General features: G+C 61.8%; 23 protein-coding genes and 1 riboswitch. Of the genes, 8 read left to right on the top strand and 15 right to left on the bottom strand.

Going from position 1 to position 23,106, the window contains the following annotated elements; all coding sequences use genetic code 11:
* Positions 1-39: 39 nt before the first annotated feature.
* Complete coding sequence (locus ACFWYE_RS00795; protein ID WP_379069759.1) at positions 40-750, bottom strand: nitroreductase; 711 nt, start codon at positions 748-750, stop codon at positions 40-42.
* 246 nt (positions 751-996) lie between these two features.
* On the opposite strand from ACFWYE_RS00795, the gene ACFWYE_RS00790 reads away from it, so the two are divergent.
* From ACFWYE_RS00790 to ACFWYE_RS00770, 5 genes are all read left to right on the top strand, one after another.
* Complete coding sequence (locus tag ACFWYE_RS00790) at positions 997-1,584, top strand: helix-turn-helix domain-containing protein (protein WP_379069756.1); 588 nt, start codon at positions 997-999, stop codon at positions 1,582-1,584.
* A 129-nt stretch (positions 1,585-1,713) separates the two neighbouring features.
* Entirely contained in the window at positions 1,714-4,167 is a 2,454-nt protein-coding gene (locus tag ACFWYE_RS00785; protein WP_379108996.1) for an FAD-dependent oxidoreductase, read from the top strand.
* Positions 4,167-4,859: an HAD family hydrolase gene (locus ACFWYE_RS00780; RefSeq protein ID WP_379108994.1), complete on the top strand. Its 693-nt coding sequence runs from the start codon at positions 4,167-4,169 to the stop codon at positions 4,857-4,859. Before ACFWYE_RS00785 ends, ACFWYE_RS00780 begins: the two co-directional genes overlap by 1 nt.
* A gap of 1 nt (position 4,860) precedes the next feature.
* Positions 4,861-6,042: a pyridoxal phosphate-dependent aminotransferase gene (locus ACFWYE_RS00775; protein WP_379108992.1), complete on the top strand. Its 1,182-nt coding sequence runs from the start codon at positions 4,861-4,863 to the stop codon at positions 6,040-6,042.
* A complete protein-coding gene (locus ACFWYE_RS00770) occupies positions 6,039-8,483 on the top strand; it encodes an FAD-dependent oxidoreductase (protein WP_379108990.1) in 2,445 nt (814 codons plus the stop codon). The genes ACFWYE_RS00775 and ACFWYE_RS00770 overlap by 4 nt, the downstream gene beginning before the upstream one ends.
* 136 nt (positions 8,484-8,619) lie before the next feature.
* On the opposite strand, the gene ACFWYE_RS00765 is transcribed toward ACFWYE_RS00770, so the two are convergent.
* The 7 genes from ACFWYE_RS00765 to ACFWYE_RS00735 all read right to left on the bottom strand — a co-directional run bounded on the left by ACFWYE_RS00765 (position 8,620) and on the right by ACFWYE_RS00735 (position 15,355).
* A complete protein-coding gene (locus ACFWYE_RS00765; RefSeq protein ID WP_379069742.1) occupies positions 8,620-9,204 on the bottom strand; it encodes an NAD(P)H-dependent oxidoreductase in 585 nt (194 codons plus the stop codon).
* Positions 9,204-9,785, bottom strand: coding sequence for an NAD(P)H-dependent oxidoreductase (locus tag ACFWYE_RS00760; RefSeq protein WP_379069739.1), 582 nt, complete (start codon positions 9,783-9,785; stop codon positions 9,204-9,206). Before ACFWYE_RS00760 ends, ACFWYE_RS00765 begins: the two co-directional genes overlap by 1 nt.
* A gap of 8 nt (positions 9,786-9,793) precedes the next feature.
* Positions 9,794-11,197 carry an FAD-binding oxidoreductase gene (locus tag ACFWYE_RS00755; RefSeq protein ID WP_379109732.1) on the bottom strand — a complete coding sequence of 468 codons (1,404 nt, stop codon included), beginning with the start codon at positions 11,195-11,197 and terminating at the stop codon, positions 9,794-9,796.
* Positions 11,197-12,504 (bottom strand): cytosine deaminase, encoded by a 1,308-nt coding sequence (locus tag ACFWYE_RS00750; protein WP_379109730.1) that lies wholly within the window; start codon positions 12,502-12,504, stop codon positions 11,197-11,199. The genes ACFWYE_RS00755 and ACFWYE_RS00750 overlap by 1 nt, the downstream gene beginning before the upstream one ends.
* A gap of 88 nt (positions 12,505-12,592) precedes the next feature.
* Positions 12,593-13,444, bottom strand: a complete 852-nt coding sequence (locus ACFWYE_RS00745) for an ABC transporter permease (protein WP_379069737.1) — start codon at positions 13,442-13,444, stop codon at positions 12,593-12,595.
* Positions 13,441-14,253, bottom strand: coding sequence for an ABC transporter ATP-binding protein (locus ACFWYE_RS00740; RefSeq protein ID WP_379108988.1), 813 nt, complete (start codon positions 14,251-14,253; stop codon positions 13,441-13,443). The genes ACFWYE_RS00745 and ACFWYE_RS00740 overlap by 4 nt, the downstream gene beginning before the upstream one ends.
* Before the next feature lie 94 nt (positions 14,254-14,347).
* Entirely contained in the window at positions 14,348-15,355 is a 1,008-nt protein-coding gene (locus ACFWYE_RS00735; protein WP_379108986.1) for an ABC transporter substrate-binding protein, read from the bottom strand.
* Positions 15,356-15,620: 265 nt separating this feature from the next.
* On the opposite strand from ACFWYE_RS00735, the gene ACFWYE_RS00730 reads away from it, so the two are divergent.
* The gene (locus ACFWYE_RS00730; RefSeq protein WP_379108984.1) at positions 15,621-16,004 is read left to right on the top strand and encodes a RidA family protein; all 384 of its coding nucleotides are present in this window, start codon (positions 15,621-15,623) and stop codon (positions 16,002-16,004) included.
* 64 nt (positions 16,005-16,068) lie between these two features.
* A complete protein-coding gene (locus ACFWYE_RS00725) occupies positions 16,069-16,869 on the top strand; it encodes a creatininase family protein (RefSeq protein WP_379108982.1) in 801 nt (266 codons plus the stop codon).
* A 36-nt stretch (positions 16,870-16,905) separates the two neighbouring features.
* Here ACFWYE_RS00725 and ACFWYE_RS00720 read toward each other — a convergent pair whose 3' ends face one another.
* Together ACFWYE_RS00720 and cobD are read right to left on the bottom strand one after the other, a co-directional pair.
* On the bottom strand, positions 16,906-17,412 hold the full coding sequence (locus ACFWYE_RS00720) for a tyrosine phosphatase family protein (protein ID WP_379108980.1): 507 nt from the start codon (positions 17,410-17,412) through the stop codon (positions 16,906-16,908).
* Complete coding sequence (gene cobD, locus ACFWYE_RS00715) at positions 17,409-18,464, bottom strand: threonine-phosphate decarboxylase CobD (RefSeq protein WP_379108978.1); 1,056 nt, start codon at positions 18,462-18,464, stop codon at positions 17,409-17,411. The genes ACFWYE_RS00720 and cobD overlap by 4 nt, the downstream gene beginning before the upstream one ends.
* On the opposite strand from cobD, the gene cbiB reads away from it, so the two are divergent.
* The gene (cbiB, locus tag ACFWYE_RS00710; RefSeq protein ID WP_379069718.1) at positions 18,463-19,425 is read left to right on the top strand and encodes an adenosylcobinamide-phosphate synthase CbiB; all 963 of its coding nucleotides are present in this window, start codon (positions 18,463-18,465) and stop codon (positions 19,423-19,425) included. The genes cobD and cbiB overlap by 2 nt on opposite strands.
* Positions 19,426-19,429: 4 nt before the next feature.
* Here the strand turns inward: cbiB and cobO are convergent, their stop codons facing one another.
* The 5 genes from cobO to ACFWYE_RS00685 form a co-directional block, all read right to left on the bottom strand.
* Positions 19,430-20,044, bottom strand: coding sequence for a cob(I)yrinic acid a,c-diamide adenosyltransferase (gene cobO, locus ACFWYE_RS00705; RefSeq protein WP_379069715.1), 615 nt, complete (start codon positions 20,042-20,044; stop codon positions 19,430-19,432).
* Between the two features lies 1 nt (position 20,045).
* Positions 20,046-20,555: a bifunctional adenosylcobinamide kinase/adenosylcobinamide-phosphate guanylyltransferase gene (gene cobU / locus ACFWYE_RS00700; RefSeq protein ID WP_379108976.1), complete on the bottom strand. Its 510-nt coding sequence runs from the start codon at positions 20,553-20,555 to the stop codon at positions 20,046-20,048.
* A complete protein-coding gene (locus tag ACFWYE_RS00695; RefSeq protein ID WP_379108974.1) occupies positions 20,548-21,324 on the bottom strand; it encodes a CbtA family protein in 777 nt (258 codons plus the stop codon). Before ACFWYE_RS00695 ends, cobU begins: the two co-directional genes overlap by 8 nt.
* A 17-nt stretch (positions 21,325-21,341) precedes the next feature.
* Positions 21,342-21,521, bottom strand: coding sequence for a CbtB-domain containing protein (locus ACFWYE_RS00690; protein WP_129414525.1), 180 nt, complete (start codon positions 21,519-21,521; stop codon positions 21,342-21,344).
* Positions 21,522-21,554: 33 nt separating this feature from the next.
* A riboswitch (cobalamin riboswitch) is annotated at positions 21,555-21,748 on the bottom strand.
* A 79-nt stretch (positions 21,749-21,827) separates the two neighbouring features.
* On the bottom strand, positions 21,828-23,027 hold the full coding sequence (locus tag ACFWYE_RS00685; protein WP_379108973.1) for an MFS transporter: 1,200 nt from the start codon (positions 23,025-23,027) through the stop codon (positions 21,828-21,830).
* Between the last annotated feature and the right edge of the window lie 79 nt (positions 23,028-23,106).

Genomic DNA, 23,106 nt, shown 5'->3' with positions numbered 1-23,106 from the left:
TTTGCAGGTCTCACGCCCTACTCACTCACTATTCGCTCCTCACTCCACAAACCTCACCCACTCCTCCAGCGGCGCGCGGTCGGTACGGAATGTGCTTTCCGGCTTTGATGTGTCTTCATGGCCCAGCGCCATGCCGCACACGACGATTTCTTCCTCGGAAATACCGAGCACTGGACGGATCTGCCTGTGGTAGGGCGCAAAGGCCGCTTGCGGGCAGGTATGCAGCCCTCTGGCCCGCGCAGCGATCATGATGTTCTCCAGGAACATGCCGTAATCGATCCATGAGCCCTGGTTCAGGCGCCGGTCAATGGTGAAGATCATGCCGATGGGGGCATCGAAGAAGATGAAGTTGCGGTCGTGCTGCGCACGCATCTTGTCGACTTCGCGCCGGCCAATTCCCAGCGCACCGTAGAGACCGAAGCCGTTGGCACGACGACGCGTAAGGTACGGCTCGAAGAACTGATCCGGATAGTAGCGATATTCGTCCCATTCAGCCTTCTCAGCGCGAATGCCGGAGTTGAGGATGGCATCGCTCAGCGTCTGCTTCACCTCGCCTTTCACGACATACACCTTCCACGGCTGCATGTTCGTGCCAGACGGCGCGCGAGAGGCGACCGTCAGAATGTCGCGGATCGTTGCATCATCGACCAGGTCGGGCAGGAAGGCGCGCACGGAGCGGCGCGAAATGATCGCTTCGTCCACCACAGTCGTTTCGTCCGACTTCGGGGCTCTGCTTTCCGGTGCCAGCATGGCAATCTCTTCAACGCAGGATTTCAAGGAGCACGTCCCCCCAACGCGCAGTCGCGGGTGCCTTTGCATGAAGCACCAAAGTACCGCAAGCAATTTTGTCTGGCCTACCGGGGCATCTTGGTCTCACCAGAAGCGCAAGGCACCCATTCTGCGGATTTTTTAGACAGGCCCAAGATCGCGCTTGATCTTTTCACGCAGTTGGCGTCTCATGAAATTCTGAATGATTTTTTCACGAGCGGTTGAAAAGTGACATCACCTGCTGCCGAACCGGACGCGCAGACCGGCGAACGTTTTCTCGCCGCCGACATTCGCGCGCTACGCAAGACGCGGGGCCTGACGCTGGCCGAAATCGCCTTGAAACTGGGCCGCTCCGTCGGCTGGGTCAGTCAGGTCGAGCGCGGCCTGTCGGTGCCGTCGCTCGGCGACCTGCGAGCCCTGGCGGACTTGTTCGACGTACCGGTCAGCCTGTTTTTCAGCCATGACGTGCCGGAAGAAAACGAGCGAGGTGTCGTTGTGCGCGCCGGCCGGAGACGCGCGCTGGGTACCAGCGAATCGGGACTGGTGGAAGAGCTTCTGTCACCCGATCTTGGCGGCAGTTTCGAAATGCTGCGCTCGGAATTCGCGCCGGGCGCGGAATTGAAGAAAGCCGCAACAAGGCCGACGGAAGAAGCCGGCTACGTCACGTCCGGCACGTTCGAGATCGAAATCGATGGCGTCTGGCACACACTTGGCGAGGGCGACAGCTTTCGCTTCGCCGGCAAGCCATTCCGCTGGAGGAACCCGGGAGCGGTGCCGGCGGTCGTGATCTGGGTCGTCTCGCCGCCGGTCTACTAGCGGCATGATCCCGAACCGGAGGTCTGCGAAACCGCAGCCTCCTCAGAGATCATGCGCCAAAACAATGAGATAGGGCGGAATGCCGATCTTTCCTGATCGCGTTCGACCCTGGAAATCGGGGAGGACAAAATGGCCGGAATTCCGACGACGGCGCGTGTGGTCATCATTGGCGGCGGCGCGGTGGGCGTCTCGGCCCTCTATCACCTGGCCAAGGCCGGATGGACCGACTGCGTCCTGCTCGAGAAGAATGAACTGACCTCCGGCTCGACCTGGCATGCGGCCGGCAACGTGCCGACATTTTCGTCATCCTGGTCGCTGATGAACATGCAGCGCTATTCGACCGAGCTCTATCGGGGGCTGGCGGATGAAGTCGACTATCCGATGAACTATCACGTCACCGGCTCGATCCGGCTGGCCCACAGCAAGGAGCGCATGCAGGAGTTCCAGCGTGCCAAAGGCATGGGCCGCTATCAGGGCATGGCGATCGAGGTTATCGGCACCGACGAGATCAAGGCGCGCTACCCTTTCATAGAAACGCATGAACTTCAGGGCGCGCTCTATGATCCGAACGACGGCGACATCGACCCCGCCCAGCTTACCCAGGCTCTTGCCAAGGGCGCACGCGACAAGGGCGCCAGGATCATCCGCTTCTGTCCGGTCACCAGCGTACGCCGTGAACGCGACGAATGGGTTGTGGTCACCGAGCAGGGCGAAATCCGTTGCGAATACGTCGTCAACGCAGCCGGCTATCGTGCCGCCGAAGTAGGCAGGATGTTCGGTCGCGAGGTGCCAATGATGGTGATGAGCCATCAGTACATTCTCTTCGACGAAATCCCCGAGCTTGCCGCCTGGTCCAAGGAAGCGGGCCACAAGCTGCCGCTGCTACGCGATGTCGATTCTTCCTATTATCTGCGCCAGGAGAAGAACGGCATGAATCTTGGCCCCTATGAGCGCAATTGCCACGCGCACTGGGCCACTCCCGGCGACCCTATGCCCGCCGACTTCTCGTTCCAGCTGTTTCCGGACGATCTCGAGCGGCTGGAATGGTACCTCAACGATGCCATCGAGCGGGTCCCGATCCTCGGCACTGCCGGCCTCTCAAAGGTCATCAACGGCCCGATCCCCTACGCGCCGGACGGCAATCCGTTGCTTGGGCCGATGCCGGGCGTACCCAACGCATTCGAAGCCTGCGTCTTCACCTTCGGCATCGCCCAGGCGGGCGGCGCCGGCAAGGTGCTGGCCGAATGGGTGACGCAAGGCCAGACCGAATGGGACATGTGGTCATGCGATCCACGCCGCTTCACCGCGTTCGGATCGGCGCAGGACTATGCCGTCGCCAAGGGCATGGAAGTCTATGGTCACGAATACGCCATCCAGTTCCCGCGTCATGCCTGGCCTGCGGTGCGCGACCGCAAACTTTCGCCGCTGCATGAACGCCTCAAGGCCATGGGGGCACAGTTCGGCGCCTATAACGGCTGGGAGCGCGCAACCTGGTACGCCAAGCCCGGCGACGACATCTCGGAACGGTCGACACAGACCTTCGCCCGCTCAGGACCTTGGGAGCCACGCATTCGCGAGGAATGCCTGGCCGTGCGCGACGCCGCCGGCATTCTCGATCTGCCCGGCTTCAGCCGTTTTCGTCTTAAAGGTCCCGGTGCCCGCGCCTGGCTGTCCACTTTGATCACGGGTGTGGTGCCAAAGCCCGGCCGCATCGGGCTCGGTTACTTCGCCGATGACAAGGGCCGTATCGTCACCGAGATGTCGATCATGGCACTGGAAGAGGATTTCTTCTTCCTGATCACCGCCGCGGTGGCGCAGTTGCACGATTTCGAGTGGCTGTCGAAGCAATTGCCCGAGAGCACTGACATCACGCTGCAGGACATGACGGAGAGCTTTTCCTGCCAGATCCTGTCCGGTCCGAATTCACGCGCAATACTGGCCGATGTGACGGACACTGATCTGAGCCAACCCTGGCTCTCGCATCAATCCTGTCAGATTGGCGGCCGGTGGCTGCAACTGGTGCGCGTTTCCTTCGCCGGCGAACTCGGCTGGGAGCTGCACACCAAGGTCGAGGATACTGCCACCGTGTTCGACGCCGTCTGGGCTGCCGGACAGAGGCATGGCCTGAAACCGTTTGGCATGTTCGCCCTCGACAGCCTGCGTCTCGAAAAGGGCTACCGCGCCTGGAAGGGCGACCTCTCGACTGATTACACCATCCTGCAGGGTGGGCTCGAACGCTTCGTCAAATGGGACAAACCGGATTTCCGTGGCAAGGCAGCACTGCTCAACGAAAAACAGCAGGGTGTGAAGAAACGTTTTGCGACGCTGGTCATCCAGGCACCCGGGGAATGCGACGCACCTTACATGTCCACGCTTTGGCATGACGGGGCGATCGTTGGTGAAACCACTTCGGGAGGCTGGGGCTACAGGGTGGACAAATCCATTGCACTGGGCATGGTGCGCGCCGATCTGGCCGTGCCGGGCACCGAAATCGACATCGAGATTTTCGGCGACCGCTTCAAGGCGACGGTCCAGGAAGACAGACCCTTGTGGGACCCCGAAAATCAAAGGCTACGCGCATAATGACCCTTCCCTTTCCTGATCACGCCTTCGGCGCCTTCCTCTTCGACATGGACGGCACGATCCTGAGTTCGATCGCGGCTGCCGAGCGGGTCTGGGCGGCGTGGGCGCAAAAGCACGGACTTGATGTCGAGACATTTCTGCCCACCATCCACGGCGTGCGGGCGGTGGAAACGATCCGTCGCTTGAACCTCCCGGGCATCGACGTCATGGCCGAGGTCGAAGCGCTGACCCAGGCGGAGTTCGAAGATGTCGAAGGCATCGAGGCTATTCCAGGTGCTGCCGCGTTCCTCAGCGCACTGCCGCCGCAGCGCTGGGCGATCGTCACCTCGTCGCCGCGCCGGCTGGCGATCCGCAGGCTGGAAGCCACCGGCCTGCCCATACCATCGCTGATGATTACCGGAGAAGACGTGACCAACGGCAAGCCCGCGCCCGATTGCTTCCTGCTTGCCGCCGACAGGCTCGGCCTGAAACCGCAGGATTGCCTGGTTTTCGAGGACGCACCGGCAGGCATCCAGGCCGCCGAGGCAGCCGGCACCAAGGTCGTGGTCATCACCGCCACGCACAGGCACGCGGTTGAAACACCGCATCCAACCATTGCCGGATATGGCTCTCTGGTACCCTTGCTCAATGACGGTCGCAGGTTGGTGCTCACCAGATCCGGTTCGACGACCTCTGCAACTGCAGGAACCTGACATGCCGAAACCCTCTTCCCGCATTTCCGGCATCACGCCTTCCGGCAAGGATGGCTGGGAGGTGCATTTCGCCGCCTGGCAACGCCTGGAGGCCGGCCAGGACATCATCATGCTCTCGGTCGGCGACCATGACTTCCACACCCCCACCGAGACGGTTGAAGCCGGAGTTGCCGCGCTGCGGGCCGGCCACCACCACTACACCCAGCTGCCTGGCATTCCGGCACTGCGTGAGGCGATGGCGCGAATCTCCACGCGATGCACCGGCGTCGCGACGAGCCCCGAACAGGTCATTGCCACACCTGGCGGCCAGGCGTCGCTTTATGCCGCCGTGCAAGGCGTGCTCGACCCGGGCGACCACGCCATTGTCGTGGCGCCCTACTACGCCACCTATCCGGGCACATTCCGCGCTGCCGGCGCCGATTTTACGGTCGTCGAGACCCGCGCCACCGACGGCTTCCAACCAGACCCTAAAATAATCGAGGCCGCAGTCCGGCCAAATACGCGGGCCATGCTGATCAACACGCCCAACAATCCCACGGGCGCGGTCTACTCCAGGAAATCGCTCCAAAGCATCGCCGACATCTGCCGCCACCACGATCTGTGGTTGCTGAGTGATGAGGTGTATTGGACACTCGGCGACAGCGAGCATCTTTCGCCGCGCGCCCTGCCCGGCATGGACGAGCGCACGCTGGTCGTCAATTCGATGTCGAAGAGCCACGGCATGACCGGCTGGCGCCTGGGATGGCTGACCGGGCCCCAGGAACTGATAACACTGCTGATCAGCCTCAATCTTGTCACCACTTACGGCCTGACCGATTTTGTCAGCCGCGCAGCCATCGAAGCGCTGAACAATGACTATGGCGTGGAACAGATCGCCGCGCTGTATGCCGGACGGCGCAAGCTCTTCCTTGACGCGGTGCGCGGCATGAACAACGTGACCGTTCGCGGCTCGGAGGGCGGCATGTATGCCATGCTCGACATCAGCGCCGTCGAGCCGGACGACGAGAAATTCGCCTGGGCTTTCCTTGATCGCGAGAATGTCGGTGTCATGCCGGGATCCTCGTTTGGCGACGCCGCGGCCGGCCATATTCGCGTCAGCCTCTGTCAGCCTGAACCCATCCTTCTCGAAGCGGCCGAAAGGCTGCGCCGTTTCGTTTCCACCTATCGACGTGAGGCCGCATGAGCGTTCTGCCCTCCAAAGCCCGCGCCGTCATCATCGGCGGCGGCGTGTCCGGCTGCTCGGTCGCCTACCATCTGGCCAAACTCGGCTGGACCGACATCGTGCTGCTGGAGCGAAAGCAGCTGACGTCAGGCACGACCTGGCACGCCGCTGGTCTGATCGGCCAATTGCGTGCCTCGCAGAACATGACACGGCTGGCCAAGTACTCCGCCGACCTCTACGTCAAGCTCGAGGAAGAAACCGGCGTCGGTACCGGCATGCGCCAGGTCGGCTCCATCACCGTCGCCCTCACCGAAGAACGCAAGCACGAGATCTACAGGCAGGCGTCGCTTGCCCGTGCGTTTGACGTCGACGTACGCGAGATTTCTCCCAGCGAAGTCAAGGAGATGTACCCTCATCTCAACGTGTCGGACGTGGTCGGCGCCGTGCATCTGCCGCTCGATGGCCAATGCGACCCTGCCAACATCGCCATGGCTTTGGCAAAGGGTGCACGCCAACGTGGCGCCAGGATCGTTGAGAACGTCAAGGTCACCAGGGTTCACACCAGAAACGGACGCGTCTCCGGTGTGTCCTGGGCGCAGGGCGAAGATCGGGGGACGATCGAGACCGATGTGGTCATCAACTGCGCCGGCATGTGGGCGCGTGAACTGGGTGCGCAGAACGGCGTCACCATTCCGCTGCATGCCTGCGAGCACTTCTATCTGGTCACAGAGCCCATCGCCGGACTGACTCGTCTTCCGGTTCTGCGCGTGCCGGACGAATGCGCCTACTACAAGGAGGATGCCGGCAAGATGATGCTCGGCGCCTTCGAACCGAGGGCGAAACCCTGGGGCATGGAAGGCATCCGCGAAGATTTCTGCTTCGACCAGTTGCCCGAGGATTTCGAGCATTTCGAGCCTATCCTCGAAATGGGCGTGAATCGCATGCCGATGCTGGGCACCGCCGGCATCCACACTTTCTTCAACGGCCCGGAGAGCTTCACGCCGGACGATCGCTATTATCTTGGCGAAGCGCCGGAACTCGGCGGCTACTGGGTCGCCGCCGGCTACAACTCGATCGGCATCGTCTCTTCGGGTGGCGCTGGCATGGCGCTGGCACAGTGGATCAACGACGGCGAGGCGCCATTCGACCTCTGGGAGGTCGACATCCGCCGCGCCCAGCCCTTCCAGAAGAACCGTGCCTATCTGAAAGAGCGTGTCTCCGAGACGCTTGGCCTGCTTTATGCGGACCATTTCCCCTACCGGCAGGTGGTCACGTCGCGTGGCGTGCGACGCTCGCCCATTCATGAGCATCTGAAGGCGCGCGGCGCCGTGTTCGGCGAGGTCGCCGGCTGGGAACGCGCCAACTGGTTCGCCAGGAACGGACAGGAACGCGAATACCGCTATTCCTGGAAACGCCAGAACTGGTTCGACAATCAGCGCGAGGAACATCTGTCCGTGCGCAACAATGTCGGCCTGTTCGACATGACCTCATTCGGCAAGATCCGGATCGAAGGACGCGATGCCCTCGCCTTCCTGCAACGGCTCTGCGCCAATGATCTCGATGTCGCGCCGGGCAAGATCGTCTACACGCAGATGCTCAACCGGCGCGGCGGCATCGAGAGCGACCTGACCGTCTCGAGACTTTCCGAGACGGCTTTCTTCGCAGTTGTTCCGGGCGCCACGTTGCAGCGCGATCTCGCCTGGATGCGCAGGCATGTGAAGGATGAGTTCGTCGTCATCACGGATGTGACAGCCGCAGAATCCGTCCTTTGTCTCATGGGGCCGCGTTCACGCGACTTGATTCGAAAGGTGAGCCCGAACGATTTCTCGAACGAAAACAATCCATTCGGCACATTTCAGGAAGTCGAGGTCGGCATGGGGCTCGCCCGTGCCCACCGTGTCACCTATGTCGGCGAGCTTGGCTGGGAACTCTATGTTCCGACCGACCAGGCCGCACATGTGTTCGAGACGGTCGAGGACGCGGGCGGAGAGCTGGACTTGAAACTCTGCGGCCTCCATACGCTGGATTCCTGCCGCATCGAAAAGGCCTTTCGCCATTTCGGCCATGACATCACCGACGAGGATCATGTGCTGGAGGCCGGCCTCGGTTTTGCGGTGAAGACGGCAAAAGGTGATTTCATCGGCCGCGACGCCGTGCTGGCGAAGAAGGATGCCGGGCTGGAGCGCCGCCTGGCGCAGTTTCGCCTGACCGACCCCGAACCACTGCTGTTCCACAATGAGGCGATCGTGCGCGACGGCAAGATCGTCGGGACCATCACGTCAGGCAACTACGGCCACCATCTCGGCGGTGCCGTCGGCATGGGTTATGTGCCGGCCAAGGGTGAGAGCGAAGCGGATATCCTCGGCTCCCGCTATGAGATCGAGATTGCAGGCGAGCGCTTCGTTGCAGAGGTTTCGCTGAAGCCGATGTATGATCCGAAGGCAGAGAGGGTGCGGATGTAGTTCTCTTCTCCCCATTTACGGGGAGAAGATGCCGGCAGGCAGATGAGGGGCAGTACAAACTGTTCGAGGGGAGTTCTGCCCCCTCATCTGGCCCGTTGGGCCACCTTCTCCCCGCAAGCGGGGAGAAGGAAAAGCGCTAAAACGCCTTCAGCTTCTGCCTTACCTGCGCCAGGAAAGCCTCCCGGCTTTGCGGCGTCGAGGCATCCATCAGGTAATGTGCAACAAACAGGGTCTTGCAGCGTTTGGCGCACAAGGCACGGATGCCGCGCAGGATGGTTTTTCGTCCCGGATGGCCCACAATATGCGACCACCAGCGCGGCGCACCGCAGGTGGTGACCACCGCGATCTTCCGGACGTGCCCCATCAGCGGGGTGATCTTCCCACCGGGATCGAGCGCGAAAGCGACATCCTTGGCCCAGACGCGGTCCAGCCAGCCCTTCAGCATTGCTGGCAACCCGTACCACCAGGTCGGATAGACGAAGACGATCGCCTCGGCCCATTTCAGGTGAGCGATATGTTCCACGAGCGCAGGGTCCGCCGGCGCTCGTTCGTTGTATTCGCGCCGTTCGCCATCCCGCATCACCGGGTCGAAATTCTCCGCGTAGAGATCGATCAGCCGCGCCTCGCATCCCTTGGCCGCGATGGCGTCGAGCGCGGCATCGCGCACGGCCGCGCAAAAGCTTTCCGGCACCGGGTGGCAATAGACGACCAGCACCCGCATCAGAACGTTTCCATCCTGTGCGCCACTTTTGCCATAAAACGATCCCGTGACTGTGGCGTCGACAAATTCATCGAATAGTGCGCCAGATAGGAGACCGGGGTACCCGGCTTGATGGAAGCGCGCAACAGGCGCTGGACAAGCTTGCGTGGCGGATCGCCAACCAGGAAAGCGCGCAGGCGGGAGCCGCCATAGCTGGTCACCGCCACCACCTTGCGGATGTTGTCGAGCGTGGGACGCACCTTGCCTTCGACCAGCCGGAACGACACGCCTGGCAGGAACACGCGGTCAAAGAACCCTTTCAGAATGGCCGGATAACCGTAATTCCAAACCGGAAAACATAGGACCAGCCCTTCCGCCTTGCGCAGTCGTTCTACATAGCCTCGCACTGGCTCGATATTGCCCGGTGCATCGTGATAGGCCATGCGCTCGGCGCGTGTCAGTCGCGGATCGAAGTCCTCGGCATACAGATCACAATCGTCGACTTCATGTCCGTTCGCCGTGAGACGCTCGACGATCATCTTGTGCAGCGCAGCGTTGAAACTTGTTTCGACCGGATGCGCATAAAGAACCAGGACACGCATCGCAGCGCTCAACTTGCTTTTGCCAGACCCTTGAACAGGAACGTTCGCCCCGAGCGATAATCGTAGTCTGGGTTTTCCCAGGCGATCATCTTGCCGGGATTGAGCAGCCCTTGCGGATCGGCCTCGCGCTTGAAGGCGAGTTGGACGGAATCCGTCTGCTTCATGCCCCCCTCCTCCAGCGTATAACGGTGCGGATTGAAGATCGGGCAGCCATTCGCCTCGAACAGCCGCACGATCTCGTCCAGCCGCTCCTCCGTGGTGAAGCGCACCAGATTCAGGCCGAAGCACGTGATGTTGCCGTCCAGCCGCACGAACTCCAGATGCGAGAACACCTCACCTGGAAACAACGCGTCGATCTTTTCGACCAAAGCCAGATGATCGGGAAACGGATAGAGCGATTGCAGGTATGTGATTGCCGGATCGACGCGCAGCGCCCGCAGCGTCGTGTGGTTCCACGCCAGTTCGAATGCCGGCGGCAGGCCTCTCTTCTCGTCGTCGCTCAGAGCCGCGGCGTTGAAGATCACCTCGCCACCCTCGCGTCGCGTGAAGGCAAGAAATGCATCGAACGAATGCGGGGCGACCATGACCGCGCAGATGCTTTGTCTATCACGCAGGAACCTCTGGTGCCGCTTGAAGTAAAGCTGAGGCACGGGAGCAGCGATCGGGGTGATCAGCTTGGTCAGCAAGCCATCCTGGCAGGCCAGTGAATTGCCGTAGCGCGCAGCAGCCATGAAACTGTCGAAACCGACCAGAACGTCCACCCAGTCGTAGGCCGCCGTCAACGGCATCTCGACTTCGGTGATGATGCCGTTTGTCCCATAGGCGTGGGTGACTTTGTGCAGGTCCTCGCCGGTCAGTTCCAGCACTCTCGGCTCGGCTTCCATGGTTACCACGCGCAACCGGATGATGTTGCCGAAGTCGCGCAGACCACCGAAGTTGATCGAGCCGACGCCACCGGAACCACCAGCGATAAAACCACCGATGGAAGCGGTGTTGTAGGTAGATGGGTGCAGGCGCAGTTCCTGCGCCGAATGCGCACGCGTCGCCCTGTCGATATCGGCCAGGATGGCGCCCGGTTGGCACACCACGCGACCGGGAGAAATCGCAACGATTTCATTCATGTCGGCCAGATTCAGCACCACACCGCCGGAAAGCGGCATCGCCTGCCCGTAATTGCCGGTGCCAGTACCGCGCGGCGTCACCGGTACGCCGTGAGAAAAACAGGCTGCAAGTATGCGCACCACTTCAGCTTCGGATTTCGGCGATACGACGAGGTCTCCCGTGACATGTTCGAGCTGGCGCTTGAGCACCGGGCTGTACCAGTAGAAGTCGCGGCTCTTCTGCTGGACGATCTTTTCGTTGTCCTCGATCTTCAGTCCCTCGATGTCTCGTTTCAGCGCCGCGATATCCATCATGTCCCCATCAATTCATCGAGTTCGGCGTAGTCCGGCAGGCTGGTGTCGATCTGCCTGCCGTCACGAATGACGATGCGATCGGCTTCCGGGCGGGACAACAATTCGGTCCAGTTCCGCCCCTTGCAAACAACCAGGTCGGCTGGTCCGCCCGGCTGCAACACTCCTGTGCCGGTCAATCGCATGACGTCCGCCGGAGTCTGCGCGACCGTGCGTGGCCAATCGCCAACCGGATGGTCAAGGTGCAGGATGCGGGTGGCCATCCTGTAAACCTCAAGCATGTCGAGGTCGCCATAGGCATAGAACGGATCACGCGTGTTGTCCGAAGCCACCGCGACGGGAATGCCCCGCGCCTTCATTTCATGCAGCAGTGTCACACCGCGCCAGCGTGGCGTAGTCCCGTCATGCCTGCGGTCCTGCAGATAGAGATTGCACATTGGCAGTGACACGACGGCCATTTTTGCCCGCGCCACCTTGTCCAAGGTGTCCCGCACATCACTGTCGGGTTGGCGCGCCAGGGAACAACAGTGACCGACGAGGATGTTTCCCTCGAAACGATGACGAAGCGCTGCTTCGGCTATTTTCCTCAAGGAGATCGCGTCGACAGCATCGGTCTCGTCGGCATGAAAATCCAGATCGAGTTCATGCTCGACGGCGAGGGCGAACATCTGGTCCAGCAAGGCATCAAGATCAGAAACCATATAGGTGACAGCGCCCAGGACGCCTCTCGCCGCTGCCACGCGTCGCGCCAATCCTGCGAACCAGACTTGGTCGCGGGTTTCCTCGATGCCGACAAGGCAAGCGGCCTGCAAGTCGATACGTCCCTGCCATTTTTCCCGCATTTCCTCGAACACCGGCCAGGAAATTCCATCCTGCGGTGCGGCACTGTCGAGATGTGTGCGGATAGCCTTGGTCCCATGCGCGAGAGCCGTACGCAAGGCAAAGTCCATGCGCCGCGAAACGTCTTTCGCGTTCCAGCGCGCGGTCCGGTCAGCGTGCGTTGCGCGCAATGCGCCGGCAAACGAACCGTCCGGATTGGGGCTGCGTGGCCAGATATGGCCCTTGTCGAGATGGGTGTGACAGTCGACAAAACAGGGCAGCACGATGCGCCCCTTGAGATCGATCGCTCCTGACGCGGGCGACGGCCCCAAACGATGTGGAGCGATTGTGATGATGCGGTCACCGTCAACAGCGATATCTGCGCTCACAAAGCCGTCGGCGTCTGCCAAGCCGTCGAAGCCAACGATCAGAGAAACATGAAGGCTAGCATTTTCGAATACATAGGCTCCAGATGGCGGGATCGGCAGTATATTCAATGCACCTCCGCGTCCGCCACAGCCCGGTCACTCAAAGTGAACGGAATGCAGCCTCGGCAAGTGACTGAAACGGCTGCCATCATGCCTCCTGCTTCAGCGCGCTCTCGTGCCAGCGGCGCAGGATGAGATGCGACAGCAGGGACAGCGCGAGAAAGATGACGATGCCGGTCAGAGAGATCAGGATGAGCGCGGCAAACAGCCGTGGCGCATTCAGTCGATAGCCGGCTTCGATGATGCGTGAGGCCAGACCCGACGCCTGGCCCGACGTGCCAGCGACGAACTCGGCCACCACCGCACCGATCAGCGAAAGACCTCCTGCGATCTTCAGGCCACCCAGGAAGTAGGGCATCGCCGCTGGCAGGCGCAGGTGCCACAGTTCCTGCCAGCGCGTCGCGCCATTCAGCCGAAACAGATCACGCAGATTACGGTCGACGGAATTCAGTCCGAGCGTCGTATTGGAAAGGATCGGAAAGAAAGCGACGATCCAGGCGCACAGCAAAAGCTTGGCAGTCTGGTTGTCGACATAGATGTTGATGAGCGGGAAGATCGCGACGATCGGCGTCACCTGCAGGATAACTGCGAAAGGAAAAAACGACATTTCCACCCATTTCGACTGGGCGAACAAGACGGCCAGCCCCACCCCGCCGAGAATCGCCAGTGCAAGGCTGAGGAACGTGATCTTGAGGGTGACGAGCAGCGAGGAAAACAGCAGCGGCGCATCGTCCTGAAGGGTCTGCACGACCACACCTGGCCGCGGCAGGATGTACTTCGGAATGTCGTTCCACACACAGATCCGGTCCCAGAACCAGATGGCCAGCACCATGATGGCAAGCGGCAGCACCCAGGAGCCGACCTTTTCCAGCCGCTGCTGGCGAACGCGGCGCGCTTCTTCCGGGTCGAGCACGACCGACCGGTTTTCGACGGCGCTCATGGTCGCGCCTCCACCTTGGCATCCATGGCCGCGCTCAACGCGTCCGACGTCCGCCGGCACAGCTCCGCATAGGTTGATGACGTACGGAACGCCTCGTCGCGCGGATAAGGTGCATCGACCGTCATGTCGCGGAACACACGTCCCGGCTTGGCGGCCATCACCACGATGCGGCTGGACAGGAAGACGCTTTCAAACACGCTGTGGGTGACGAAGACGGCGGTGAACCGCTCCTGTTGCCAGAGTTCCAGCAGGTCGTTGTTGAGCTTGAAGCGCGTGATCTCGTCCAATGCCGCAAACGGCTCGTCCATCAGCAGCACGCGCGGCTTGGTGACCATGGCGCGTGCGATGGAAACGCGCATCTTCATGCCACCGGAAAGCTCCCTTGGCACGGCATCGGCGAAATTTTCCAGGTGGACGCGCGCCAGCATCTCCATCACCGCCGGCGTGGCTTTGATGCGCGAGACGCCGCGCAGGCGCAGCGGCAGCCAGACATTGTCGAACACGCTTGCCCAGGGCAGCAGTGTCGGCTCCTGGAAAACGAAGCCGACGCAATCGTCTCCCAGCGCCTTGCGCCACTCCAGATGGCCGGAGGTCGGCGTGGAAAGCCTGGCAATAAGCCTGAGTGCCGTCGACTTGCCGCAACCCGAAGGGCCGAGAAGACTGACGAAATCGCCTTCGCGAATGGCAAGATTGACGTTGTCCAAGGCAGCCACGCCATTGGAGAACACCTTGCCCACGCCTTTGAATGAAAGCAGCGGCGCGGTTCCGCGCTGCCAGCTGTCATCCCTGTCGGCTACCGTCTGCAACATCAGTGCCTTTCCGCGGATAAGCGCCCGTCTCTCCAGCGCCCCTTGAGAGGGCAGGACGGGTCTGCGCCTGCCGCGCGATTTGCCGGAATACCGCTCACTTCTTCAGATCGAGACCGACGCCCTTGTTCACGAACTGCAGCGTGTAGCCCTTCTTGATGTCGATGCCGGCCGGAAGCACCTTTGCCTTGACCATCTTGTCGTAGAAGCTCTGCATGCGCTCATCCGTCATGGCGCCGATGCCAAGCTTCTTGGTGTCCCCGGAATCGACGATGCCGTACTTCTTCATCATCTCGATGGAGAAGGCGATCTGCTCATCGTTGATGTCGGGATTGTCCTTCTTGATCGCTTCGTTGGCGGCCTTGTTGTCACCGTAGAGATAGTTGTACCACCCCTTTGCCGAGCCATCGACGAAGCACTGAACCACTTCCGGCCGCTTGTCGATCGTGGTCTGCATCGCCTCGATCGTAGTGGCGTAGGTGTTGAAGCCGTAGTCGGCGAGCAGGAACAGGTTGGGTTGGAATCCGCCCTCCTTGGCCACGGCATGCGGCTCGGAGGTCACATAACCCTGCTGGATCGACTTCTTGTTGGCGATGAAGGCAGCCGGATTGAAGGTGTACGGCACGCGCTTGGCCGCGTCGAAGCCGAATTCCGACACCATCCAAAGGAAGAAGCTCTGCGCTCCCTCGTCGCCGATGATGTATTGGTCGGCCTTGGGCAGGTCCTCCCATTTGTCCAGGCCCTCGCCCGGATGCGCCATGATGACCTGCGGTTCCTTCTGGAAAGTGGCTGCGACGACGCGCAGCGGAATGCCTTGATGCACGGCATCGAATGCCTGCAGCATGTTGCCACCCATATAAAAATCGATCTTGCCGGCCATCAGGAGTGGCCGTCCGCTGCCCTGTGGGCCGCCCTGCTGGATGGTTACATCCAGTCCGCATGCGGCATAGGAGCCGTCTGCGACAGCCTGGTAGTAGCCGCCGTGCTCGGCCTGGGCGAGCCAGTTGGTGGCAAACGTCACCTTCTCATTGGCCATCGCAGCGGACATCCAGCCGCCGAGCAACGCCGCGGCCGCCACGGTGGCCGTGGTCAAGATCTTCGTCATCGATTTCCTCTCCCCTTCGCTCGCACGCGACACAGCGTCATATCGACCGACAAAGCAAAGGCCGTGCCACAACGCCCGCCGCGCAATTCCGGAAGAGCATTGTGTTGGGTGTTCCCTGCCCTGCAGCTTCAAACGTCATCGTGCCCACTTTCAGGGCAACTGTCCACGAATAGTTCATGGTGAAAGTAATACTGTCACCGCACGAGCAGCGCTTGAATCGTGACTGCATCCCGGCCTAGTTTCCCTGCCTCGAATGGAGATCGCGATGTTCCGATATTTGATGCCGAAATCGATCAAGGCGCCTTTTGCCCGCTACAGCCACGGCGTGGAGGTCCCTGCAGGCAAGCGCCTCGTCCTGTGCGCCGGTCAGGTGGCGATCACCGCCGACGATCATATTCCAGAAGGGGTCGAGGAACAGGCGGAGCTGTGCTTCAAGAATATCGAAGCCGTCCTGGCCGAGGCAGACCTCAGCCTGAAGGATGTCGTGCGCATCAATGCCTATGTCACCGATCGCGCCTATCTCAAGCCTTACATGGCCGTGCGCGACCGCACTTTTTCCGATCCGGCGCCAGCCTCCACCCTGATGATCGTCGGCGGCTTCGCCCGACCGGAATTCAAGGTCGAGGTTGAGGTGATTGCGGCAGGGTGAGCTGCCTGCGCCCTTCCCTATGACAGAGTAGCTCGAATGAGTTGCCGACAATCCGGAGGCTGATGTGACGACGAAAAGACGCGTATGGTGGGGCGATTTCCGAACCACGGAATATGCCGCAATAGACCCGGAGACGACGATCGCCGTGTTGCCGGTGGCGGCGATCGAACAGCATGGCCCACATCTGCCGGTATCCACCGACACCAGCATCATGAACGGCATGCTGGTGACGATGATCGAGCGGCTGCCAGCGGATATCGATATCCGTATCCTCCCCGTGCAGGCCGTTGGCAAATCCAACGAACATGTGCATGCGCCGGGAACGCTCACCCTGCCGCCGGCGACTCTCATCGATGCCTGGACCGAGCTTGGTCTTTCCATTGCGCGTGCCGGGGTGAGGAAGCTCGTCGTCGTCAACTCGCATGGCGGCAATGAGGAGATCATGGGCATCGTCACACGCGAACTGCGTGTGCGCGAAAACATGCTTGCTGTGAAGACCAGCTGGCAGCGTTTCGGCCGCCCAGCGGGACTGTACACCGAACTCGAAGATCGCCACGGCATCCACGGCGGCGACGTCGAGACGTCGCTGATGCTGCATTTCCGGCCGGACCTGGTCGACATGGCAAACGCCGAGAACTTCGTCTCCAACGTCGCCAAGGCTGAGAAGGCCTTTTCGCTGATGCGCCAGACTGGCACCCACGCCTACGCCTGGATCGCGCGAGATCTGAACCCGCATGGTGTCGTGGGCGACGCTTCGATAGCCACCGCTGAGAAAGGCCGGCTGACCGCCGAGCATCAGGCCGACGGTTTCATCGCATTGTTGAAGGACGTGCGCGGAGCAAAGTTAAACGACTGGGTGCTTTGAGGCCGAAGCGCGTCCATTCTCGATGGAAAGCGTCCCTCACTCTATCTCCAGCTCGAACGGCACGCCTTCGTATGCGTCGGCACCGCGGCCGATCGAGGCAATAGCCGCAACCATGCGGCCATTGCGGCCAAGGATGTGGTCTGCCACAGCGACAAGACGCGGATTGGGCGTGGCCGAGGGCGAAAGCCAGCGCAATGTCCTGGCCAGCTCCATCTCGTCGCGCTTCGGAGCGAGAGCGGACGCGATGATGAAAGCCGATGCGGTCGAGCGGCTGATGCCGGCATAACAGTTGATCACCAGTGGCCGCGACCGATCCCAGCCCTGTGCGAAACCGAGCAATGCCCGCACATGCTCTTCGCCGGGCAGCGTCATGCCCTCCTGCGCCTCGGCGATGTCATGCATGACAAGATGCAGATGGTTTTCGGGCCGGATGGCTGCCGGACGCACCATGTCCGTACCAGCTGCCAGCAAGGACAGCAGCCGCTCGGCACCGACGCGGTTGACCGTAGCTTCGACCTTGGAGAGCGGGCAAACGATGATCATGCGCGTATCCTGTTTTGTGAACCATCGGTCTTTGCAGCCCAGCCGGCAAGTGCAGCATCCAGCCGTTGCCACTCGTCTTCCGAACCCGGCAGGCCAGAACGCAGCGTGTGCGGTCGTTCAGCGAAATGCCGCAACAGTATGCCCTGTCGGCCGAGCGCCCGGAACAGGCCAGGCGCACCGCCGAAATCGAGATAGCGGAACAACGACGTTCCACCGGCGACCGGCACGCCATGACGCACAAACAACGCATCGAGCCGTGCGGCATCCTCGCTCAATTGCTGCCGCATCGCTTCTTGCCAGGCAATATCGCCTAGCGCGCGAATGCCGTACTCCAGCGTCGGCCCTGCCACGGCCCAGGGACCGAGCTGGCTCTCGAGCCGTGCGGCAGTCGCCCGATCCGTCAGCGCAAACCCGAGACGCACGCCGGCAAGTCCAAAGAACTTGCCAAAGGAACGCAGAATTACCAGTCCGCCATGTCCGGCATCGGCGGCAAGACTAGCATCGCACGGGCCGACATCCATGAAGGCTTCATCGACCACGAGCAGGCCAGCTTTTGCTTTCATGGCATCGGCGAGCTTGAGCAACCGCTCGCGCGAAACGATGCGTCCGTCCGGATTGTTGGGATTGACCAGGATGGCGACATCCGCCTCGGCCAGCGCATCGAAATCAGTGGTTTCGGCAACGACATGGCCGGCGATGGCGGCTGCCCGTGCGTGCTCGGCATAGGTCGGCGACAACACCAAAACGCGTCCCGCATTCACCAGTGAGGCGACACGCGGCAACAGGATTTGTGTGCCGGGGCCTGCGACGATGTTTGCTGCCGAGGGCGCACCATAGGTCGCCGCTGCGGCCGCCAGCAATTCGGCAAGGCGCGCAGCTTCCGGCAATCGAGTGAACGCTGTGGCGGGCGGATCGAAAAGCGGATAGGAGTGCGGATTGATCCCGGTCGAGAGATCGACAAACGGCTCCGGTGCATCAGGAAACAGCGCCCGGGCCCGGCCAAGGCTTCCGCCGTGATCAACTGCCGCAATTGCCTCGCCTGGAAGCCTCATGTCCGCCCTGACCGCCTTTCTGTCGCTGCTGATCGAAGCTCGGCTCGGCTATCCGGACCGGCTGTTTCGCGCCATCGGACATCCGGTGACGTGGATCGGCGCCCTGATATCCTGTCTCGATCGCAGGCTCAACAGCGCCGCCGACAGCGACGCGGCGCGTCGCATCGCCGGCCTGTTTGCGCTACTGCTCATCGTTGCCGTGCCGGCGATGATCGCTCGGATCGCTGAGTCTGCCCTGCTGGCCCTGCCATTCGGCATTGTCGTCGTTGCGCTGCTGGGAAGCTCGCTGCTGTCGCAGAAAAGCCTCGCCAGCCATGTCGAAGCAGTGGCTGATGCGCTTGACAGCGGCGGCGTTGTCGCAGGGCGAAAAGCAGTGTCGATGATCGTCGGCCGAGATCCGGAAAAGCTCGATGAAGCCGCTGTCGGACGGGCTGCCATAGAGAGCCTGGCAGAGAATTTTTCCGATGGCATTGTTGCCCCCGCCTTCTGGCTTGGCGTCGGCGGCCTGGCCGGCGGCGCTGCCTACAAGGCCGCCAACACCGCGGATTCGATGGTTGGCCACCGTACCGAGCGCCACGAGGCTTTCGGCTGGGCCGCGGCGCGCTTTGACGATCTGGTCAACCTGCCCGCTTCACGCCTGACCGGCCTCCTGATCGTTGCCGCCGCGTTTTTCATCAAGGGCGCCGATCCAGCCGAAGCTTGGCGCGCCATGCGCCGCGATGCACGCCATCACCGTTCGCCCAACGCCGGCTGGCCGGAGGCCGCGATGGCTGGCGCCCTGGGGCTCGCGCTTGCCGGCCCGCGTTCTTATGGCGGTGTTCTGGTGGAAGGCCGCCATATGGGAGAAGGCGGCCGCACCGCCGTTACCAGCGCTGACATCCGCCAGGCGCTGAGACTTTACTGGACCGCCGACATGCTGCTCGTCGCGCTGTTTGGCGTGATTGCACTGGCGCTCTGGTAGGCCTTTAGAATTCAATTCCCTGCTGCGCTTTCACGCCGGCGGAAAAATGATGCTTTGTCGCCCCCATCTCGGTGACGAGATCGGCGGCTTCCGTGAGCGCCGGCTTGGCATTGCGGCCGGTAACGACAACATGCAGGTCTTCCCGCCGCCCCTTCAGGGCAGTCACGACACGATCGACATCCAGATAGTCGTAGCGCAGTGCGATGTTGAGTTCGTCCAGCACCAGCAGGCTGATGGACGGATCGGCCATCAGCTCTTCCACCTTCATCCAGGCAGCTTCTGCGGCGGCAACATCCCGCTTCAGGTCCTGCGTTTCCCAGGTGAAGCCTTCGCCCATCGAATACCAGACCAGCCGATCGCCGAACGCCTTGAAAGCATCCTTCTCACCGGTGTGCCATCTGCCCTTGATGAACTGAACGACACCGACGCGCCGGCCGTAGCCCAGCATGCGCAGTGCCAGCCCGAAGGCAGCCGTGGTCTTGCCTTTGCCGGGACCGGTGTTGACGATGAGCAGGCCCTTCTCGATGGTCTTTTGCGCCACCTCTGCGTCCTGCACCGCCTTGCGCTTGGCCATCTTGGTGCGATGGCGCTCGGCTTCGCTGTCATCGATCTCGACCATGTCATTTCACCTTGAGTGGCAGGCCGGCAACGGTCAGCACCACATCGTCGGCCACCGCCGCAACCTGCTGGTTGAGACGCCCGGCAGCATCTCGGAAGCGACGCGCCAGCGCATTGTCCGGCACGATGCCAAATCCGACCTCGTTGGACACAACAAACCAGGGACCACGCGGTTTCGACAGTGTGGCGGTCAGCCTGGCGCATTCGTCCTCGATATCATGCCCGGCCAGCATATGATTGGTCAGCCAGAGCGTAAGGCAATCCAGCAGTACCGGTCGCCCGGCAGGCAGGCGCACCAGCAATTCGACAAGGTCGAGTGGCGCGTCCGCCGTTTCCCAGCCTTCGCCTCGACGAGCACGATGATGCGCGATGCGTTCGCGCATCTCGTCGTCGTAAGCCTGAGCGGTCGCGATATACGTCCAGGGCGCCGGCAGCGCCGTAACCAGTTTTTCGGCATGCGCGCTCTTGCCGGAGCGCGCACCGCCGATGATGAAGGTCAGGCGATCAGGCAAAGCTGTCGCGAAGGCTCGATGCCTGCCCGGTAAAGCGGCCGCGCACAACGCCGACGACCGCACCCAGCACAACCCAGAACACCAAGTTGGTCAGCGTAACCGCCACCACGAACTGGTGATGCAGGCCTTCCGGGATCGGCGTGTCGTAGCTCTCCGGCTGCGGCGCGCCAACGACGTGAGGCGCGACGATCAGCAAGATCGCGAGCACGGTAAGTGGCAAGGATCGGCGGAAGGCGATGAGCGCAAGGCCAATGGCCGTGGCGACGACGGTGGAGATCCACCAGGCTTGCCTTGGCAGCAAATCGGCAGCAGGCATCGCCGGCAATTCCGGCGGCAGGCCAAGGCCTGGCGCAAGCGTAAAGACGGCAAAACCGGCAAGCCCCCAGAACACACCCTGGCGCCAGTTGCCGATGCCGCCGGCGAATTCCGAGAAGGCGACAAGGATCAGCGCGAAACCGATACCGGTTACGACATTGGAGAGTACGTTGAACGAGAACCGCTCGATGCCGTCGGCGGGTGCCCAACCTTCCTCTTCCTCGGCCGGAGCAGCCGCGGGCGCTGGCGCAGCCGAACTCATTGCGTTGGTCCCGGCATCGGCAGCGGGGGCTGCAGGCGCAGCCGCATGTTCATGGCCGCCGGCGGCCTGTTCATAGACTTCCGCCTTCAGGATCAGGGGAACGGTTGCATAGGCCTGCAAGCAGGCGAGAACGATGCCGGCCAACAGGCCCGCGATCGCCGCGACAAACACGACGTTGCGAAAAACAGACATGGTGGGTTCCCCCTGAGTTAGTGGCAGGGGAACGCCATCGAGTGGCGTGCGTCGTGGGCGGCGTTGTGCACGGCCTCGATATGCGAGAAGCCGGTGAAGCCGATGACGAAGATGCCGAGCAGGCCAGCCATTGCCAGCTGAAGGAAGCGCGACTGCGAAGAGGTCGAAGCGCCGAGAGAAACGGAAGCGGTATTCATGGTCTGTCCTTTCGCCCTCCACCCGAGGGCATTACCGTCATTGCCGTCGCCGGCAGGTCTCCTGGCTTGCGGATCAGCGCCCTTCTCCACCTTCCCGAGACAAGCCTCAGTGGCATTGGAGAGGACTACCGCTCACAGTTGCGGGGGCAGCCACGGCTTCGGATGGTTTCCCCCTCCCCACCGTATTCCCTCTTGGTCCCGAAGGGACCGACGACGGCGGGAACTATAGAAAGAATTCTGGCGCCCGGCAAACCAAATTCCGCCATCGCCAGACGCATCCGCGTCATTGGTGACCTGCTGTCGTCGCTACATCGATTTCGGCAGATATCTCCAGGTAACAATGGCGCAGACGGCAGCAAGGCAACCAAGCGTGGCGAAAACCGATCCCAGGCCGAAGAAAGCCAGCACCAGCGAATAAACCAAAGGTGGTGTCAGCTCCGAGAAATCGAGGTAGGTGCGGTAAACTGCGGCCATCTGCGGCCGCTCGTAGGCGCGCACCGAGCGCATGAAGGCGGTGGAGCCGATCGCATCGAGTGCGATGGTGAACAAGGCGCCGACCAGGAGCAGGCCGGCGGTGGCGAGCGGGATGAATTCGCCGATGGCGCCGGCAAGCCACAGCGACACCGCCATCCCGGCAAAGGCGAGCGTCATCACGTTGCGTGCACCATAACGCTTGCCTGCCCTGCCCCAGAAAATGGCAGCGAACAGGAGAGCGTTGCCGGCCGAAACCAGCAAGCCCCCGGCAAGTTCACCCTGGCCGGTAATGACCATGAACAGCGGGCCGTAGACAAAGAACGTGGTCCAGTAGCAGGAACGGCCGAAAGCGATAAGCCAGGCCAGCCGCAACCGTGGCTGGCTGACGAAGCGCCCGATATTGGCGAACGGATTGATGGGGCGGCTCTTGCCCGGCACGATCATCGGATTGTCGCCAAGCCGGTAGTACCAGAACAGCGCAAGCAGGCAGAGTGCAAAAACGGCCACGGCTCCATGCGCAGCATAAATGCCGTAGCGTGTGTAGAGGAAGATACCGAGCGTCGGGCCGCTCGTCCAGGCGATCATCGACCACGCCATGCGCAGGGACTCAGCCTGCATGAGGTCGGTCTTGCGGATATGGTCCATGATGTAGAGGTTGAGCGTGATCGACAGCGCACTCGCGCCCATTACCCGGCAGAGCATGCCGATGATCTGACCAGGCAGCGAATGGGTGACGAAGAACAGCGAACCGATCGCAAGCAGCAGCGCACCGGCTGTGTAGACCCATCTGCGTGCGAAGCGGTGGATCAGCATCGGCATGAACAGCGTGACCGAGAGACCAAGCAACGAGACGATCGTATAGAGGATCGAGACCGTCTGCTCGTTCCTCAGGATCTCATAGGCCTGGATCGGGATAACCGAGGCAACCGTGGCTCGCGCGGCAGATTCGATGGCGTAAAGCGAAGCAAAGGTGCGCGCGTCCGCCGGCGGAACCGCCGGTAGCCAGATCGGATGGCGGACATGCGTGGACATGGATTCCCAAACTAACGACTCGCAACGGGAAATCTGCGTCGCCGATGGCCGGGCCGGTAGCAGGAAACCGACGCGCTAG

This window comes from Mesorhizobium sp. NPDC059025 (genome assembly GCF_042739655.1).
In the GTDB taxonomy this organism is placed as follows: Bacteria; Pseudomonadota; Alphaproteobacteria; order Rhizobiales; family Rhizobiaceae; genus Mesorhizobium.
This window is presented reverse-complemented; position numbering and strand designations above follow the sequence as displayed.

Coding starts and splice junctions, on each gene's coding strand:
- ACFWYE_RS00685 (WP_379108973.1), bottom strand. CDS start 23,027: ATGTCCACGCATGTCCGCCATCCGATCTGGCTACCGGCGGTTCCGCCG.
- ACFWYE_RS00755 (WP_379109732.1), bottom strand. CDS start 11,197: ATGGATATCGCGGCGCTGAAACGAGACATCGAGGGACTGAAGATCGAG.
- ACFWYE_RS00780 (WP_379108994.1), top strand. CDS start 4,167: ATGACCCTTCCCTTTCCTGATCACGCCTTCGGCGCCTTCCTCTTCGAC.
- cobD (WP_379108978.1), bottom strand. CDS start 18,464: ATGAGGCTTCCAGGCGAGGCAATTGCGGCAGTTGATCACGGCGGAAGC.
- ACFWYE_RS00730 (WP_379108984.1), top strand. CDS start 15,621: ATGTTCCGATATTTGATGCCGAAATCGATCAAGGCGCCTTTTGCCCGC.
- ACFWYE_RS00765 (WP_379069742.1), bottom strand. CDS start 9,204: ATGCGGGTGCTGGTCGTCTATTGCCACCCGGTGCCGGAAAGCTTTTGC.
- ACFWYE_RS00785 (WP_379108996.1), top strand. CDS start 1,714: ATGGCCGGAATTCCGACGACGGCGCGTGTGGTCATCATTGGCGGCGGC.
- ACFWYE_RS00795 (WP_379069759.1), bottom strand. CDS start 750: ATGCTGGCACCGGAAAGCAGAGCCCCGAAGTCGGACGAAACGACTGTG.
- ACFWYE_RS00720 (WP_379108980.1), bottom strand. CDS start 17,412: ATGATCATCGTTTGCCCGCTCTCCAAGGTCGAAGCTACGGTCAACCGC.
- ACFWYE_RS00760 (WP_379069739.1), bottom strand. CDS start 9,785: ATGCGTGTCCTGGTTCTTTATGCGCATCCGGTCGAAACAAGTTTCAAC.
- ACFWYE_RS00690 (WP_129414525.1), bottom strand. CDS start 21,521: ATGAATACCGCTTCCGTTTCTCTCGGCGCTTCGACCTCTTCGCAGTCG.
- ACFWYE_RS00735 (WP_379108986.1), bottom strand. CDS start 15,355: ATGACGAAGATCTTGACCACGGCCACCGTGGCGGCCGCGGCGTTGCTC.
- cbiB (WP_379069718.1), top strand. CDS start 18,463: ATGTCCGCCCTGACCGCCTTTCTGTCGCTGCTGATCGAAGCTCGGCTC.
- ACFWYE_RS00740 (WP_379108988.1), bottom strand. CDS start 14,253: ATGTTGCAGACGGTAGCCGACAGGGATGACAGCTGGCAGCGCGGAACC.
- ACFWYE_RS00775 (WP_379108992.1), top strand. CDS start 4,861: ATGCCGAAACCCTCTTCCCGCATTTCCGGCATCACGCCTTCCGGCAAG.
- ACFWYE_RS00695 (WP_379108974.1), bottom strand. CDS start 21,324: ATGTCTGTTTTTCGCAACGTCGTGTTTGTCGCGGCGATCGCGGGCCTG.
- ACFWYE_RS00745 (WP_379069737.1), bottom strand. CDS start 13,444: ATGAGCGCCGTCGAAAACCGGTCGGTCGTGCTCGACCCGGAAGAAGCG.
- cobO (WP_379069715.1), bottom strand. CDS start 20,044: ATGGTCGAGATCGATGACAGCGAAGCCGAGCGCCATCGCACCAAGATG.
- ACFWYE_RS00770 (WP_379108990.1), top strand. CDS start 6,039: ATGAGCGTTCTGCCCTCCAAAGCCCGCGCCGTCATCATCGGCGGCGGC.